This window comes from Allobosea spartocytisi (assembly GCF_014764685.1).
Classification (GTDB): domain Bacteria; phylum Pseudomonadota; class Alphaproteobacteria; order Rhizobiales; family Beijerinckiaceae; genus Allobosea; species Allobosea spartocytisi.
Map to the genome: position 1 here is coordinate 43,894 of NZ_JACXWY010000024.1, position 15,543 is coordinate 59,436.

General features: G+C 61.9%; 17 protein-coding genes. 4 read left to right on the forward strand and 13 right to left on the reverse strand.

Annotated elements, in window-relative coordinates; genetic code table 11:
• Positions 1-119 precede the first annotated feature (119 nt).
• Both tehA and IED13_RS24545 read left to right on the forward strand, forming a co-directional pair.
• Positions 120-1,166, forward strand: coding sequence for a dicarboxylate transporter/tellurite-resistance protein TehA (tehA, locus tag IED13_RS24540; protein ID WP_191125758.1), 1,047 nt, complete (start codon positions 120-122; stop codon positions 1,164-1,166).
• Complete coding sequence (locus IED13_RS24545) at positions 1,163-1,741, forward strand: disulfide bond formation protein B (protein WP_191125759.1); 579 nt, start codon at positions 1,163-1,165, stop codon at positions 1,739-1,741. The genes tehA and IED13_RS24545 overlap by 4 nt, the downstream gene beginning before the upstream one ends.
• On the opposite strand, the gene IED13_RS24550 is transcribed toward IED13_RS24545, so the two are convergent.
• Entirely contained in the window at positions 1,706-2,569 is an 864-nt protein-coding gene (locus tag IED13_RS24550; RefSeq protein WP_191125760.1) for a LysR family transcriptional regulator, read from the reverse strand. The genes IED13_RS24545 and IED13_RS24550 overlap by 36 nt on opposite strands.
• 171 nt (positions 2,570-2,740) lie before the next feature.
• Between IED13_RS24550 and IED13_RS24555 the strand changes: the two genes are divergently transcribed.
• Both IED13_RS24555 and IED13_RS24560 read left to right on the forward strand, forming a co-directional pair.
• On the forward strand, positions 2,741-3,241 hold the full coding sequence (locus IED13_RS24555; protein ID WP_318652314.1) for a group III truncated hemoglobin: 501 nt from the start codon (positions 2,741-2,743) through the stop codon (positions 3,239-3,241).
• Positions 3,242-3,245: 4 nt separating this feature from the next.
• On the forward strand, positions 3,246-3,722 hold the full coding sequence (locus IED13_RS24560) for a DUF4149 domain-containing protein (RefSeq protein WP_191125761.1): 477 nt from the start codon (positions 3,246-3,248) through the stop codon (positions 3,720-3,722).
• Between the two features lie 29 nt (positions 3,723-3,751).
• Here the strand turns inward: IED13_RS24560 and IED13_RS24565 are convergent, their stop codons facing one another.
• The 12 genes from IED13_RS24565 to IED13_RS24620 form a co-directional block, all read right to left on the reverse strand.
• Complete coding sequence (locus IED13_RS24565; RefSeq protein WP_191125762.1) at positions 3,752-5,944, reverse strand: type IV secretory system conjugative DNA transfer family protein; 2,193 nt, start codon at positions 5,942-5,944, stop codon at positions 3,752-3,754.
• The gene (virB11, locus tag IED13_RS24570) at positions 5,922-6,977 is read right to left on the reverse strand and encodes a P-type DNA transfer ATPase VirB11 (protein ID WP_191125763.1); all 1,056 of its coding nucleotides are present in this window, start codon (positions 6,975-6,977) and stop codon (positions 5,922-5,924) included. Before virB11 ends, IED13_RS24565 begins: the two co-directional genes overlap by 23 nt.
• Positions 6,940-8,295: a type IV secretion system protein VirB10 gene (gene virB10, locus IED13_RS24575; protein ID WP_191125764.1), complete on the reverse strand. Its 1,356-nt coding sequence runs from the start codon at positions 8,293-8,295 to the stop codon at positions 6,940-6,942. The genes virB11 and virB10 overlap by 38 nt, the downstream gene beginning before the upstream one ends.
• Positions 8,296-8,301: 6 nt before the next feature.
• Entirely contained in the window at positions 8,302-9,105 is an 804-nt protein-coding gene (gene virB9, locus IED13_RS24580; RefSeq protein WP_191125765.1) for a P-type conjugative transfer protein VirB9, read from the reverse strand.
• Positions 9,102-9,818, reverse strand: coding sequence for a VirB8 family type IV secretion system protein (locus tag IED13_RS24585; protein WP_191125766.1), 717 nt, complete (start codon positions 9,816-9,818; stop codon positions 9,102-9,104). Before IED13_RS24585 ends, virB9 begins: the two co-directional genes overlap by 4 nt.
• On the reverse strand, positions 9,815-10,945 hold the full coding sequence (locus tag IED13_RS24590; protein ID WP_191125767.1) for a TrbL/VirB6 family protein: 1,131 nt from the start codon (positions 10,943-10,945) through the stop codon (positions 9,815-9,817). The genes IED13_RS24585 and IED13_RS24590 overlap by 4 nt, the downstream gene beginning before the upstream one ends.
• Before the next feature lie 8 nt (positions 10,946-10,953).
• A complete protein-coding gene (locus tag IED13_RS24595; RefSeq protein WP_191125768.1) occupies positions 10,954-11,148 on the reverse strand; it encodes a hypothetical protein in 195 nt (64 codons plus the stop codon).
• Entirely contained in the window at positions 11,145-11,333 is a 189-nt protein-coding gene (locus IED13_RS24600) for a hypothetical protein (RefSeq protein WP_191125769.1), read from the reverse strand. The genes IED13_RS24595 and IED13_RS24600 overlap by 4 nt, the downstream gene beginning before the upstream one ends.
• A gap of 16 nt (positions 11,334-11,349) precedes the next feature.
• Positions 11,350-12,060, reverse strand: a complete 711-nt coding sequence (locus tag IED13_RS24605; protein WP_191125783.1) for a type IV secretion system protein — start codon at positions 12,058-12,060, stop codon at positions 11,350-11,352.
• A gap of 10 nt (positions 12,061-12,070) precedes the next feature.
• The gene (locus tag IED13_RS24610) at positions 12,071-12,910 is read right to left on the reverse strand and encodes a hypothetical protein (protein WP_191125770.1); all 840 of its coding nucleotides are present in this window, start codon (positions 12,908-12,910) and stop codon (positions 12,071-12,073) included.
• Positions 12,907-15,318, reverse strand: coding sequence for a VirB4 family type IV secretion/conjugal transfer ATPase (locus IED13_RS24615; RefSeq protein WP_191125771.1), 2,412 nt, complete (start codon positions 15,316-15,318; stop codon positions 12,907-12,909). The genes IED13_RS24610 and IED13_RS24615 overlap by 4 nt, the downstream gene beginning before the upstream one ends.
• Positions 15,319-15,327: 9 nt before the next feature.
• The coding region (locus IED13_RS24620) for a VirB3 family type IV secretion system protein (RefSeq protein ID WP_191125772.1) at positions 15,328-15,543 on the reverse strand (216 nt) is incomplete at its 5' end.

Consider the following 15,543-nt stretch of genomic DNA (forward strand, 5'->3'; position numbering starts at 1 on the left):
TCGGCTCCCCGACTGATTTTCGAGACGACACACGAAATCGCGGCGCGCAAACCAATGTCGGTTTGCTGCAGCGTGCGATGGGCAGGTTCCGCGGTCACGTCTGGAGCCCGGAGCTGCAGATGAAGCGCATTATTCAGGCAGGCAACATAAGGGTTCGACTTCCTCTCGTCCCCGTCTCCTTCTTCAGCATGGTGCTAGGACTTGCCGGCTTGGGAAACACATGGCGCGTGGCGCATCGCGTCTGGGGTTTGCCGGCTGACATCGGCGAGGCGATCAATGCCGTCGCTGCCTTTGTCTGGGCGGTTCTCCTCCTCCTCTACCTGTCTAAGTGGCTGTTCGCGCGAGAGCATGCTGTCAAGGAGTTGCTGGATCCGATCGACTGCAGCTTCGTGGGGCTGATCGGAGTTGCAACAATGCTCATTGCGGGGGTTGCTGCACCTTATTGGCGTGCCTGCGCCCTTGCTCTGTTCGCAGCGGGAGCGATTTTCAGTCTGGCTTATGCTGTGTGGCAGACCGGCAGCCTTTGGCAGGACGACAGGCATCACGGGGCAACCACGGCTGTCATGTATCTTCCAACAGTCGCAGGATCATTCGTCACCGGCACGATTGCCGCCACTCTTGGATTTCCTGAATGGGGTCAACTGGCCTTCGGCGCGGGTGTCTTCTCGTGGCTCGCAATCGAGTCTGTCCTTGCCCACCGCCTCTATACGGTCGATCGTCTCCCGGTCGCCCAGCGGCCGAGTCTCGGGATCCAGTTTGCTCCGCCCGTGGTGGGCGGTGTCACCTACATGAGCATTACGTCTGGGCCTCCGGACATCTTTGTTGCGGGCCTGGTCGGGTACGGCATTCTCCAGGGTTTGGTGATCCTCCGACTGATGCCCTGGATCCGCCAGCAGCCGTTTGGTCCGCCCTATTGGGCCTTTACCTTCGGTGCAGCATCGTTGGCCACAACGCTCCTTCGAATGGTTGAACGAGGAGGCAACGGGCCTGCGAACCTGCTCGCTCCAATAACCTTCATCGTTGCCAACATTGTCGTTGGGACGATCTTCCTCGCCACAGTGCGGCTCCTGCTCAACCGATCGCTGTTTCCGGCCTCCCAACCAATCCAAAGCGACAACATGGATAGTGTGCCGAGAGGCATCGAAACGATTAGAGGACACTCATGAAGTTCAAATCTCTCGACGATTACCTCTGTAAAGTTGTCGTCCTTCTGACTTTCGTTCTCGGCTGCATGGCAATCGGCATCGCATGGGCGTCGCAGATCTGGGGAGGCCTGGTGCCTTGCGAGCTCTGCCTAGGGGAAAGAATTCCATACTATGTTGCGTTGCCGATCGTCGGTGTTGTGCTTCTCTCGTGGAGCCGACTTCCTCCACTATTGCGGCGCCTAGCCTTGGTGCTCGTGGCAGCCATATTCGCCTGGAGTGCCTATCTGGGGGTGTTTCATGCGGGAGTAGAGATGAAGCTATGGGAAGTCCCGACCGCCTGCGCCGCGACGCCTCAGTCCTTAAGCACCGATCTGCTTACAGCGCTTGACCAGGTCAAAGTGATTCCATGTGATCAGATTCAATGGCAGCTTTTGGGCATCAGCATGGCTGACATCAACGCCGGGCTCTCCCTCCTTATCGCAGCTCTTCTCATTCTTGCCGCGCGTCCCAGCCCGGGCTCGCAAATCCCGCAGTCGAGCCAAGATCAGGAACGAACTCATTCAAGCTTCGCGGCTGATGGAAGACCAGCCCATTGATGTCCGCAAGCCTTGTCGGATCACCCGTACCATCTCTTCGTCGGCAGCGCTCGAATAGACGGCGTGAATCGAATACGGGAACTGCGGAGCATCGCCGACAAGACGCACTCGGCCGCTTTCCAAGAGCGGCCGCGCGACCATCATTCGTAGATAGGCTGTTCCTCCTACCGCAAGGAGGTAAGCGAGTGCGACCGGACCGTAATTCACCGTGACAGACGGTGAGGTCCTGTCCGGAAATGCCGCTTGGTAGGCGGCCGTGAAATCCCGCCCCCAGTCAATCGCGACGTAGTCCTCCATTCCCATCGTTCTCTCGTGGCCGGTCGTTTCGACGAGAACCAACTTTTCCTCGACGAGAAGCTCGGTGACGAGATTTGGATGGCGCGCCATTCCATACAGCACCGCCAGGTCCAGGGTCCCGGCCTGCACCCGCTCGACGAGACTATCAGGGTTATCGATATATGCCGCCAAAGCAAATTCAGGATGCGCGTTCCGCATCCACTGCAGCCAGTTCTGGATCAAAGGATTCGAGACGATCAACTCCGCACCGAGCGTGATTCTCGCGATTTGCGCATCTGGAACGCTAACCGTGCGCCGTGCGCGTTCCCACATCTGAACAAAGCCCATCGCAAAGCGCATGAAGCGCTCGCCGGCCGGCGTCAGCGTCACCCCAGCCTTTGTCCGGGTGAAGAGCTGCTGGCCCAGCTCCTCTTCCAGAACGCGCATGCGCGCGCCGACGGCTGTCTGCGTGATGTGAAGGTTCGACGCTGCGTTGACGAAGCTGCCGGTGCTAACGATTTCTAGGAACGTCTTCGCTGCTGCTATGTCCATAGTGAGGTCTGTCCAATCCCTAAAAGGCGCTTCGCACGGCTTCACTCATGCGACTCCATGGCGGCCCCTAAAAGATACATTCTAGTTGCATCTTTTAGGGCTTCCGTCTAGGTTTTGGCTGAATGCTCGGCACGGCCCAATGGATTTTCAGAGCCAAACGAGCGCAACAGCGTGTGGCTGATCCAGACGCCCAACAGCACGCCAGACGTGCCGGTCAGCAGAGGGTTCGGAATGACAAATGCCAATCTCCGAGTAGGACCCGGACATGCCGTCGGGATCACGGAAGAGCTGATCAGCGACGTCGTGCATGCATTCTACACTCGCATTCGCGCGGATGCGACGCTCGGTCCAATCTTCGAGTCTGTTATCGACGATAACTGGAACACGCACTTGGCGAAGATGTGCGACTTCTGGTCGTCCGTCCTGCTTATGACGGGCCGCTTCCATGGGACACCCATGGCAGTTCACGTGAAGATATCCGAGCTTGGCCCGCATCATTTCGCGCTTTGGCTGCGGATGTTTCGTGAGACGGTGTCGGATCGCTGCCCTCCCGACGCGGCCGAATTGTTTGTAACGAAATCCAAAATGATCGCGCAAAGCCTGCAGTTGGGAATAGCCCATCATCGCGGCGAGCTGCCCGATCGGCGCAGCCTTGCACAGCCATCGCCATAGCCAAATGAACGATGTCATTCTCGCTCGGGCGATCCATGTTCTCGGCGTTGTAATCTGGATCGGGGGCGTCGCATTTGTAACATTGATTATCTTGCCGGCCATTCGTCGGCGGGAACTAGGGGACGATCAGCTCGGTGCTTTCCAGTCCGTCGAGCACCGATTTGTGCGGTACGCACGAAGCACAGTTCTCGTGGTCGGCCTGACCGGCTTTTATATGTGTTGGCGTCTCGATCTCTGGGACCGTTTTCACCAAGCAAGCTTCTGGTGGATGCATGCGATGGTCGGCGTCTGGCTGACGTTTATGTTGCTTCTCTTTGCATTGGAACCGCTCATTCTTCACAGACGCTTTGCCGAACTCGCACGCCGAAAACCCGAATACGCCTTTACCATACTTCATCGTGCCCATTTGATACTGCTTGCACTCAGCGCTGCAACGATCCTCGGCGCGGTGGCCGGCAGCCAGGGCTGGTCGATATTCTGAACGACGCGCGCAGTCAGACGAGCGCGGCTTCAATCGACCCGTCGCGCATCATTCGGCGTGCCGCCATCGTCACCGAACGACCGATTGAGCGCCCGCAGCGCCTCGGATGCCTCTCGCACCTTCGGCGCGGATTCCGCGCGCAGAATCTTCATCATCGAATTGAATTCCTCATCTTGTCCCTCCGTCGCCGCCGCGAGGATCTCGCGCACATCGCATCCTTCCCCGGGGGGAGCCGGTGGCGCGGCACCGAGCGAAAGCGATTTGGCAGGCGGGCGCGGTACCGATGGGCGCGGGGCGAGCTCCAGGGGCGGTGGCTCCTCTCGCCTGCCCTGTGACGAACCCGCCGGGGTATCGCTCGCCGCTTCCTTCTTCCGTCGGGTGGGACCCTTGCGTTGCTTTGCCTGAGATTGGCTCGTTTTCGGCGTGGGCGCTTTCCCCAGGACAGGCTCCTCGGCCCCACCGCCGTCCGCTTCCGGTCTCGGTGCAATGGCTCCCGCCAGCTCTTCGTCCCGCCATTCCTTCAGTCTTGGCAGCGCTGGCGGCGATCCCTTTGCCACTTCATAAAGGGCGCGGTACGGCTTATCGAGATAGTGCCGAATCTTCGTGAGTTCGAACGACGGCGAGTTCTTCACCATTAAAATCGACAAACGCGCCGACATCTCGCGCAACTCGAGAGGACTGCGCAGCGGTCGTGGGGTGTAGTGGGGCGCCCAGACACGAGGCGCGAAAATGCCCTGCCCCGGTCGCATGACAGGGGTCTTGTAGACCTGCGTGGTCTCGCCGAGCATCTCAGAGACGAATTCGGAGGTGTCGAGGTCATTGATCTGGATGAAGAGCTTGATCTGTGAACCCGAAACGGTCGTGACGCGTGTGCTGCGCCCATACAGTTCATCGAGCTGCGCGATGTCTTGCATTACAATCGCCATTCGGAAACCGTACCCTGCAGAGATCGTGATTTTCGAGATCAGCGAATCCATCCGACCCACATGGTAGAACTCATCGAGCATGAGCAGCACCTGATGTGGCTCGTCGGCGCCGGGGATCTTCTCCATCAGCAGGTCGTGGATTTGCTGGAACAGAATGCGGATCAGCGGCCGGAAGATGGAGAGCTCGGCGATCGTACAGCCGATGAAAATGGTCGTGGGAGTGCGGCGGAGCTCTCGGATGTCGAAGTCCGACGTTTCCGTCGCCGCCGAGATCAATCCGTTGTTCCACAGGCTCATCGCCATATTGACGTTGAAGACCGCGCTGTTTCGCGTCTCCGGCTCAAGCGCGATGTACTGGTTGAAGCTATCGACGACCCAGGTTGGCAGGTGCTGGCGCTCCGTCTTCACGATTGCCCTGAGGACCGTCGAGATGTCCTTGCCCGTCGTCGTCATGCGCGCGACCGTGCGCATGTGCTCGGCGCTTTTGGTGAGCGGAGACGCGAGCACATAGCCGATCAATGACGACAGCAGGAGCCGGCCAGCGCCGGCCCAGGTGTCGTCGGCCTTCTCCGGGATGACGAACGAGGCGACCACCAGACAGTCGGTCGCCATGCGCTCGTCACGGCGAACGAAGTCGAGCGGGTTGTAGCGGTGCGTGTCGGGCGAACCGGGTGAGAACATGAAGACCTTGTTGCCCATCGTGCGCCGATGGTTTGCCAAGGCATCGAAATTCTCGCGCTTCGGATCGAAGAAGACGGCCGATCCTTGCCAGAGATACCCGTTCGGAAGGACGAATCCCGTGCCCTTGCCTGAGCGCGAGGGACCGACGACGAGAATGTGCGCTGGTTCGTCCGAACGGATCGTGGTGCCGTTCAATGTGCCGAGAATGATGCCCTGCTTCTTTGTCAGCCCTTGCTTGGCGGCCTCCATCAATGTGCCGAATCGCGCTGCGCCATAAGGCATCTGCCGCCGGTTCACGATGCCGAAGATTACACCGCCAATTGCGAGCGCCAATACCGCCCCCGCGGCGTAGCCGGCACGGATGACCGCCTCGATCCGCGTGGGCGCGTACAGAACACGTTCGTAGAAATGCTGCCAGGCGATCAGAAAGAACCCCGTCGACCGGTCGGCGTTCTGCATGCGCAGCAGCGCCCATCGCGTCGCGCCCTCGCTCGGAAATCGGGTTGGCGCCCATCGCAGGCCCACGGCAATCTCGTAGGCGAGGCTCCAGAGCAGCCAGAACGCGACCGCGCAGATGATCGCGACGCCAATCCTAAAGGCTGTGACGCGCGCCATGGTCCCTCCCCGCTTCGCGCTCGGCCCGCCACTCAGCCATGCGCGAGAAATGGATCGCGGAGGTTCCCCGCCAACCGCCGACCTTGGTCTGCTGAATGACGATCGGCAGGACGGATTTGATGTAGGCGACGATCTCCTCACGTCGAAGTCCAAGACCGGCTTGCATCACCATGAGGGCGAGCTGTTCGAAAGCACCGGCCGGGCTGTCGGCGTGGACCGTGGTGATGCTACCGGGATGCCCCGTATTGATCGCGCGGAGGAAGGAATAGGCTTCCGAACCGCGGATCTCGCCGAGAAAAATGCGGTCGGGTCGGAGGCGCAGCGACGCCTGCAGCAGCATCTCAACCGTGACGCGCGCCTCGCCCTGGTCCCCCTTCGACGCGACGAGCGGAAGATAGTTCTTCTGGATCGGCTTGACCTCGCGCGTGTCCTCGATGGTGATGATGCGCTCGTCTTCGGGCACCTCTTTGAGGATCGCGTTGAGAAACGTCGTCTTGCCCGAGCTCGTGCCGCCCGAAAGGAGTATTGAATACCGGCTGACGACGGCAAGCCTGATAAACTCCTCGATGCGGCCTTCATCGAGGTGCTCGCACAATTGGCGGTCGATATCCGATAGCGCGCCCTCGCCCGCCGTTTCCACCTGTTTGAACGAACCGAGCCTGCGATAGTCATCGAGCCGCATCTCCTTGATGACCTGCTTGCGGATGGCAAAGCCCCCGCCACCGGTCGTTGCGGGCGGGATCACGCCCTGAAATCGCTCTCCGGTCGGAAGCGCAGCGGAAAGCAGCGGATGCTCCTCGTTGACGCTCTGGCCGGAATGGCCGGCGACGCGCTCGGCGAGGTGGCGGATCGCCTGTTCGGTCAGCTGCTCGACGGCGTGACGTTCCATGGCCGCCTGACCGAAGCGCTCGACCCAGACCTCGCCCGGACCGTTCGCGCAGATCTCGACGACCTGGTCATCCTCGAGCCAGCGGCGTACCGGCTCCAAAGCTCGGTCAATGAAGACCGTCAGGCTTCTGGCCGGCGCGTTCACGTTTGATCTCCTGGAGGGCCTCCTTGACCGGATCCGGATAGAAGGCAGAGAAGTCGAGATCCCGGCGCACAAAGACGATGATCCGCGTGCCCTGGTCGAGATAGATCGTCGGCGGGATGTTGATCGAGTTGCGGAGCGCCTCCTGCGCGATGTTGGTGAGCGTTTGCGAGACGTTCTGGGCGGCGATCTGGCGCGCCTGCAGGCTCAGCTGGTTCTGGTTCACGCCAGTCTGCGTCTGGGTGATCGCCCCTGTGACCGGATCGGTCGTTGTGATGATCGTCCCGGTGCCGTTGGTGTTGCTGTAATTCTGGCCGTACGAACTCAAGAACTGCGCCGCGCCACCGACGACCGAGAGCATGATCGCTGCGCCGAAGCGCTCGACGTAATGGTTGTCGACGACGCCGGCGTTACCGGCCCGACCGAGATCATCAGTGCCGTTCGAGCCGAGCTGCACGGAAACGCCATCGGAGCGAAGAAGACGCGTCCAAACGACGAAGACGCGGGTCTGGCCCTGCGAAATCCCGGACTTGTACTCGCCGACGAGACGGGTGCCGGCAGGAATAAGCACGCGGCGTCCGTCGAACGACCATACGTTCTCGGTCACCACGGCGCGGACCATGCCTGGCAGATCGCTTTGCACGGCCGTTTCGAGAACGCCGCGGATCATCGTTCCCTGCGCGACAAGTGCATCGATGCGAGGGTTCTTGGTGGCACGTGCCGTGTCGACGCCGCCCGCGGACACCGAGGCGAGGAAGCGCCGGTTCGGATCATCGTCCGGCTGAGCGGCGTTTGCGGAGCCACTGCTGTCGGGATTGACCGACCCGGCGGCGGCCGCCGCGGCATTGTCGGAGATCACCTGCGGCGCACGGAGGCGCTCCCACTTTCGGCGCTCCTCTTCCTCCTGACGCTGCCGTTCGAGCTCGGCGAGACGGCGAGCCTCGTCGTCGTTTGGCGGACTGATCGCGAGCGGCGGCTCGGGCGGCGCCGGCGGCTGGATGGTGACGGGCGGTGGCACGGGAGGAGGAGGTGGCGCCTCCGGCGCCTTGGGAATCACGATCGTTCCCTGATCGGTCTGCGGGCGCGGTGTCGACAGCGACGGCGCCGGGAACTGCGTGGTCGTAAAGTCCTCCTTGTCCGGCGTCGTCATGCTGGTCGGGCGAGGCTTGGTCGAATTGTAGATCATCCATCCGGCGACGAGAACGGCGCCGAGCGGGATGCCGAATTTCAGGAACCGGCTGACGGTCGTGCTACCGCGCGCGACGGAAGTCGCGGCCGAAGCCTCGAGTTCGAATGAACGATAATCATCAGGCGTCGGCATCGCCCGTCACCCTCCCCCGTTGGCGGCCATGCCGACGCGCTGCGGCGCATAGGGCTCGAGCCCGTTTGGCTCGTGGATGTTCGTCAGCCGGCGATTGAAGATGCAGGTTGATTCCTGGCCGTTGCGCAGCGTCCACTGCGGCGAGACCTTGTCGACAACGACATAGGGTCCCTCGGTGCGAAAATTGACGAGGCTTTCGTTGCGGTCGGCATCGACGATGTAGATCGCCGGGGTCTCGCCCTCGAAGCGGAACCACGTCTTCGTGCCGTCGTCAAAGACTGCGACGGGCTTGTTTGCCGACGAACCCTTGTAGCCGTAGTCGCTGTTCGCGTTGGCGACGTTGAGGCTGGCCAGATTGGGGTTCGAGGCCCGCTCTTTGGCCTCGGCGAGCAGCTTCGCATTCGTCTCGTCCTCGGGGAAACGAAAGCGCACGGCGTAAATCTGATTGGTCGCCGGACGTGTGTTCGAGCGCAGCAGGAAAACGTAGATGCGCTTGTCGGTGACCACGTTCAGGTTCGACTGTGCGTTCTTCTCGACCGGCTTGACGAAGATAATGTCGCCCTTGCGGTTCGGCTCGACCTTCCAGGCCACCGAGTCGCCGAGCGCCAGCGTCTCGATCTTTTCGTCGGCCTGGAGCTGGATCATCGTCGACGTGCCGTAACTTGCGTCGATCGCCGTCACATTATCCTTGTTGTAGACGACGTCACGCACGCGCGGATCGGTCCGCCCCGGTCGCGGAAGCGCCTCTCCGAACGCGGGAGCGGTGATGAGGCAAAGGACAAGGGCAGTGCCAAGGAGACGCGTGATCATTGCTGCGCTCCGGCCGTGCCGGGAGACGGCGCGGACTCCTGGTCGCGGCGATATTCCAGAACCTGGAAGCCGAGAGGGTTGTCGAAGCGCCACTCGTTGCGCATCGGCGCACCGCTATAGCGGAAGCGCACGAGCGAGACCCAGTTTCGCGTCACGACACTGGTCGCCGACTTTTCGTCCGTCGAGAACCGGACCAGCGCCGTGCGGTTGTTCGGAAACGTGACCGACTTGATGTTGACGGCGATCTCGGTGTTCGTGCCGTGCAGCTTGACCGGATTGTTGGGGTTGGCGGGCGAATAGATTTCGGTCAGCTCACGTGCGGCGTCGCCGGTGGCGAGCAACTGGGCAAGATCGAAATTGTCCTTCAGCGCACGGGGGTCGTAAGTCTCGCGCGCCTTGATGTAGCGCACGACGTTGAACATCGTGACGGCCTCGTCCTGGGTGAGTGCGCCCTCGGCCATCGGACGCTTGACCTCGACGAAGCCCGTCGTCTTGTCGACGACAACCATGTACGGTTCGTAGGTCTTCAGCGGGACGAGCAAGGCAAGGACGCCAAGCGCCGCGACGGCGACCACGCTCATCACGGCGGCGACGATCCAGGCGAGCGCCCGCGAATTGCGATTGCGCCGGGCAATGTCCTGTTCCCAGGTCGCACCCTCGACATAGTAGCGGGGATCCACACGTTTCGGTTCAGGGGCGGTCGCGTCGCTCATGGCCTCCCTCCGCCGCCTGGTGTCGGCGTCGAGGCCGAATTGCGAATCTGATCGGCCAGCCGCCGGAATTCCGCCGACTGCGCCCACGAGGCCGAGCGCAGGCCGACACGCGCGCGCTGGCGGGAAGCGAGTTCTTCACGCCGCGAGACTGAGGCCGGGTTGAAGGGATTGCGGAAGGCCAGCCGGGCACGGTTCGCAGCAACACCGAACCGGAAGCCGGTCGCGGTCGCAAGGACCGCGCCGACCCGTGGTGAGGAGATCGGGACGCCGCCAGCGATGGCCGCCGCGACGTTGTTGATCTGGCTGAGCAGCAGGATGCCGATGATCGCCAGCAGGACCACGGGACCGATCGTCGCCCAGGTTGCCGATTTTGAACTGGCGACGCCGTTCAGCGCATCGATCGACTGTTGGATGAGTGAGACGTAGAAGGCGAGGAAAGCGTAGACGAGCACCTGAACCACGAAGTATTGCGCGATCGAGCTTAGCCAACCGCTGAAGAAGCGCGAGGTGGCACCGAACAGCAAAAGGATGATGAAGACTGGAGCGAGCGCCAGCAGCAGCCACATGAACAGCTTTGACAGAATGATGAGGAAGATGGCAAAGCCGATCAGGATCGCCATCACCACGTAGAAAACAGCGGCAAAGATATACGGTCCCCAGTTCGTGATTCCGGCGTTCTGGAGGAAAGCTTCGGTCGCCGAGTTTGTCGTGTCCCACATGTTCTGCAGCGCCGACTGCACGCCGTTGACCGAGGTGAGGTTTGCAGCCGTTCCGGTGTTGTTCGGCGTGGTGACGACGCTCAGGAGGGCGTTGCCGATCGCGGAGGGCCCGCTGTTCAAGGCGTTATAGGCAAGCGTCTGAAAGTCGCTCCAGCTGGTCGCCAGCGCGTAGATCATGAAGGCGCGGAACAGCCGGAAGGCATGATCGGCGGGCCCGCCGGTGGACGTGCCCTGCCAGATGCCAACGCCCCAGAAGATCACGTAAAGGGTCAGCAGGAGGCCGGCGGCGCTTGTCGCACCGCCGGAGGTCGCGGCGTTGGACAGCGCCTGGTAGGCGCTCTGAACGTAGTTTTGGCCGATCTGGTCAACCGACTGCAGGAGTGAAGTGATGTTGAAGGTGTTGCCCATCGTGCTCCTCAGATCGGCCGCATTGGGCCGCAGCTGTCGAGCGCTGTGAACGACGCCGGGACCTGGTGGGAGGGGCTGTCTGTGTATGCGAGCGGCGTCCCGGCCTCGTCGGCAGAACAGGGCGCCTTCAAAGGCTTGTAGGCGCAGCCGCCGAGCGCGAGCGCCGCCAAGGCGAGAATGCAATAGCGGGCGATTGTCGTCATTTGGCCGGCGCCTTCGGCTGGGTAAAGGTCATCGCCCGGGAAGCGGCGGCGGCCGCATCGTCCTGCGCCGCTGCAGTGGGATTGTTGATGGGGCTCGGATGCGGTGAGCTGAAAATCGCGCGTCCGGCGATAAGTCCGACGGCGAGTGCGACGACAATAGTGACGACAACAAAACGTGGTGACAAAGCCCCATCCCCTACATCACTGCGTGAACTTCATGGCGCGAGCGGCCGAGGACTCCGCTGCGATCCGGTCGAGATTGGCCTGGTTCGCAGCAGCCGCGGCATTGTTCACGACGCCATTCAGCTCGTTGACGGTCTGACCCGTCTGGATCTGGACCTGCGTGTTCTGGTCGACGCTGCCCTTCAGGTCCTGGGCGCTGCCGATTTGCTGGCCACCTTGCGTGAAGGCCTGCGAGCGCGTCTGAACCGCGCTCTGGGTCGAGTTGATCAAGCCCGACAGCGTCGCCGCGACGTTGACCGAATTTTTGTAGGCGGTATCGACCGCGTGGCTCTGGCCATTGGCCAATCCGGTGATCGTCTGGACGAGCTGAAGACCGTTGATCAACGTCGAGACGATGTTCTGGGAGCCGGAGCCCATGCCGGCGAAAGACAATGCTCCGCCGGAGATCACCGAGCCAAGCGAGGGTGCCTGCGCCATGGTGAATCCGCCGCCGAGGGCCATCTGCGCCAGCGATCCCTGGGCTTGCGAGGAGCGATCGCCGGTCACCGCGGCAAGCGTCTTTTGCGTGAACTGCATGATCTGCTGATCGGCAGTCAGGATCGATTTGGTGTCGCTGGCGATTTGTTGCGCTTTTGCGAGATTGGCGTTGTCGATCACAGGAACCTGCGCTCGCGCGGGCGCCAATCCGAGGGCGGTGAAAAGAACTGCAGTTGCGAAAAGAGCGCGCATCGGAACCTCCCTAGCGACCGTTCGATGTTGCTGCGGCGTTTGCCGCGTTCTGGATCTGGGCGAGATAGAAGAGAACGTTGTTGTTCGTATCGACATAGCGGGCGCTCACGCAGGCTGGATCGGGCGTGGCGCCCGGCGGAGTCGTCTGGCAGGTCGACGGAGAACGGCAGGGATCGCTTGCCGTGCCCGTCCCGATCGTGCCCACGGGGCAGGCCGGACCCTGCGTGGTCGTCTGAGGGCTTGTCGATGCGCGCATCCCCATGGCAGTGCGGCTCATGTCGCTGGTCTGGGCCAGATTGAGCGCGTTTACCGCCGTGACCCAAAGGTTCGCCGAGGCAATGACATTGTTCCAGACGAGATTGTTCTGCAGGCGTGCGGCGCTGTTCATGTCGATCGCGGCCATGACGGTTTGCGCCGTGCCGACCTGGCCAGTGGCCGCCTGAAAGCCGGACTGCGCCGCAGCGATCGTCGAGCGGCTCGCATCGAGCCCGCCAACCACGTCGCCGCTCGACTGGAACAGGGTTTGGCTGTTGAGCGCAGCGCCTTGGGCGGTCGCGTCCTTCGTCAGCGGCATGTCGGGACCATACGAGTGGATCGTTTGCGCGCCCGCGCCGGCTTGCGGCTGAACCGTCGGATTGGTAACGCTGGCCTTCTTGCCCGTCGTTACCGCGCATTTGACGCCGCTATTGGCCTCCTTGCGCTGTGTCGTCACCGGCACCAGCTTGATCGTCGTGCTTGCTGTGTCGGACTTCTGCGTCAGCTGCGCTGCGTCGTTGACCGGGATGTTGGCGAACGCCGGTGTTCCGGCGCCGACGATGAGCACGACCGCAAGAATTGTCGTGAGCTTCATGGCTCGCTCCTCCCCAGAAAGATCGGCAACCAGGCCGAGGGGTCGTCGCCGACCTTCGCCCGGATCGCATCGAGTTCCGCAACCGTCTCGGTTCGTCCCGACAGCACCTTGATGAGGTCGGGCATGCCCGCGAGATTCAACCGCGCCACCACGCTGTCGCGTCCATGCTTGATCAGGAAAGAACGGCTTTCGGCCGCGGTCGAGCGGATCCACGCGACCTCGCGGCCCGACAGCCGGAAGGCCTGTTTGTAGCTTTCGTCGTCGGCCTTCGGATTGGGGAAGAAGATGTTGGTGCTGGTCTGTTCGATCAGCGTATTCGACGCCTTGGAGCGAACGATATCGGCGGCCGACTGCGTGCCGAAGCCGATGATGCCATTCTGCTTGCGGATGGTTTTGAGCTTGTCGCGGATGAAAAAGGCGAACACGTCGTCATCGAGAAGCCGCCAACCCTCGTCGAGAAAGATCATCACCGGATCGCCGGTCAGAAGTTCCTCCGTCCGGTGGAAGATGTACATCAGCGCCGCGGTGCGGATGACCGGATCGTCGAGCACGCGTGTCATGTCAAAGCCGAACACGCTGGAAATCGAGAATTGGTCCTCGTCGTTGTTGAACAACCAGCCGCGCTGATCGAGCCTCATCCAGGTTTCGAGCCGCGCAAGAAGGTCTCCTTCCCCTGCGCGAATGCGACCACGCAACAGTGTCGAAAACGCCTTCAGCGTCCGGCCGTCGGCACCGGCGGAGAGCGCCGCCGCGATCGCGTTGCGGATGACCTGCTCCTCGGAGGCCGACAGGTCGCCGCCATTGGTCGGCCTCAGCATGAAGGCGAAGAGCTGGTAGAGAAATTCCCGGTTGGAAGCCGTGTCGGGAAGCGACAATGGGTTGAAGCCGGTGGGTTCGCCGGGCACGAGCGTCTCGTACTGGCCGCCAAGCGCGCGGATGAAAATCTCTGCCCCGCGATCCTTGTCGACGAACACCAGTTTGGGGCGCGGCACGATCCGCTGCGTCTGCGCCGCGATGAAGGACAGGAAGACCGTCTTGCCCGATCCAGTCGGACCGACGACCGTGAAGTTGCCGATGTCCCGGACGTGGTGGTTATAATAATACGCGGTTTGCGATGTCGTTTCGAATACCGAGATCGCCGGCCCCCAATGATTATCGCTCGGGCGACCGCTCGGATAGTTGTGCAAGGACGCGAAGCCGGAAAAATTCTTCGACGAGATCACCCCCTTACGCGCGATGTAGGCAAAGTTGCCCGGAAGCTGCGACCAAAAGGCCGGTTCGCAATTCAGGTCCTCGCGAACCCAGATGACCGAGCGATCGGTCAGCGCCGCGCCGGCGGCGGTGACGGCAGCACCGACCTCAGCGAGGTCGCGGCCGAGGCACATGACGGTCATGTGGTGCTCGCCGTAAATTGCCTCGGATGCAAGCAACTCGTCGCGCGCTTCATCGAGATGGTCGGCGACGATCGATCCCGCTTCGTCCGACATGTCGACCTGGCGCGAGACGCGGTCGATCTGCTTTGCCGCTTCCGGCCGGTCGACGATCGCAAAGCTCTGGGTGGCAATGAATTCGTGTGGCACGCGCAGGAGATTGTCGAACGATCCCGGTCCGGTTTGCGCCGGATATTCGCGGATCGACACCATCGCGCCGAACCGGCTGTCCGCAGGCCCTGCGCCCTTGATCTCGATCGCATTGCGACCAAAGAAGATGCGTTTCATCGAAAGCGCATCCGCAAGATCCATTCGGGGCAGATGCATCGGCCGCGACAGGCCACCATTCAGGAGCTGGACGAGGAACTCGAGGGGCTCGGAAAACCAGACGCCGTCCCGATTGACCACCCGCAGCTGGCGCGCGCCATAACCGGCGAGGCTTTCGCGCACGGCGGTCGCGACGTCGCGTAGCTCATTGAGGGCGGTCTGCCGCGCAACCGACTCGCCTGCCTCGTCCTTTCGGCCGAGGAGCCTGGTCAGCATGAGATCGAAGGTCCCGGCCCGCCCTTGCAGCGGTCTGCGCACGATCGTCAGATAGAGATCGTTGACGAACATGCGGCGCTTGGAGAGCGCGCTGTTATAGCGCTCGTCAAGTTCGGCGCAGAACGGATTGTCGAAGGTCGACTCGATTCGCGGCTGAACCTCGCGGCGGATGATATGCGAGACGAGCGCAAAGCGGGAGTTCGCAAGCGTTCGCACCACGTCGTTACGGCCGAGCAGGCGCGCGTTGACTTCACTGATGTCGGAGGTTTCGAACGAGTAGCCGTCGAGCTTGAAGATCGTCAGGACGAGCCCGTCTTTCGTCCGCAGGATGTGATCGTCGACATGCCGCGTGTAGGGCACATGCGATGCGACTGGCCGTTCCCTTCGCGAGACGGCGCCAAAGGTCAGTTCATCAAGCAGTGCCCGGGCCACCATCGTCGCACCTCACACCGAATAGCTATCGGCGGCCCAGAAGGTCCGCGAGCGTGGTGGACATTTGGTCGACTTGACGAACAGGATCTCGAAGATGCGATCGTCGCGGAGCGTCATGACGTAGCCGAACAGGTGCAGCGGGATCGCGACCAGCAGCATGAAAAGATTATGCGAGACCAGGAAGCAAATGCTCGAAACAACGCCGTTGAACATGAAATACATGTATGG

Excerpts from the sequence above, each read along its gene's own strand:
- IED13_RS24550 (WP_191125760.1), bottom strand. The coding sequence starts at position 2,569 with ATGGACATAGCAGCAGCGAAGACGTTCCTAGAAATCGTTAGCACCGGC.
- IED13_RS24615 (WP_191125771.1), bottom strand. The coding sequence starts at position 15,318 with ATGGTGGCCCGGGCACTGCTTGATGAACTGACCTTTGGCGCCGTCTCG.
- IED13_RS24605 (WP_191125783.1), bottom strand. The coding sequence starts at position 12,060 with ATGCGCGCTCTTTTCGCAACTGCAGTTCTTTTCACCGCCCTCGGATTG.
- IED13_RS24590 (WP_191125767.1), bottom strand. The coding sequence starts at position 10,945 with ATGGGCAACACCTTCAACATCACTTCACTCCTGCAGTCGGTTGACCAG.
- IED13_RS24610 (WP_191125770.1), bottom strand. The coding sequence starts at position 12,910 with ATGAAGCTCACGACAATTCTTGCGGTCGTGCTCATCGTCGGCGCCGGA.
- virB10 (WP_191125764.1), bottom strand. The coding sequence starts at position 8,295 with ATGCCGACGCCTGATGATTATCGTTCATTCGAACTCGAGGCTTCGGCC.
- IED13_RS24545 (WP_191125759.1), top strand. The coding sequence starts at position 1,163 with ATGAAGTTCAAATCTCTCGACGATTACCTCTGTAAAGTTGTCGTCCTT.
- IED13_RS24560 (WP_191125761.1), top strand. The coding sequence starts at position 3,246 with ATGAACGATGTCATTCTCGCTCGGGCGATCCATGTTCTCGGCGTTGTA.
- IED13_RS24585 (WP_191125766.1), bottom strand. The coding sequence starts at position 9,818 with ATGAGCGACGCGACCGCCCCTGAACCGAAACGTGTGGATCCCCGCTAC.
- tehA (WP_191125758.1), top strand. The coding sequence starts at position 120 with ATGAAGCGCATTATTCAGGCAGGCAACATAAGGGTTCGACTTCCTCTC.
- virB9 (WP_191125765.1), bottom strand. The coding sequence starts at position 9,105 with ATGATCACGCGTCTCCTTGGCACTGCCCTTGTCCTTTGCCTCATCACC.
- IED13_RS24565 (WP_191125762.1), bottom strand. The coding sequence starts at position 5,944 with ATGGCGCGCGTCACAGCCTTTAGGATTGGCGTCGCGATCATCTGCGCG.
- IED13_RS24595 (WP_191125768.1), bottom strand. The coding sequence starts at position 11,148 with ATGACGACAATCGCCCGCTATTGCATTCTCGCCTTGGCGGCGCTCGCG.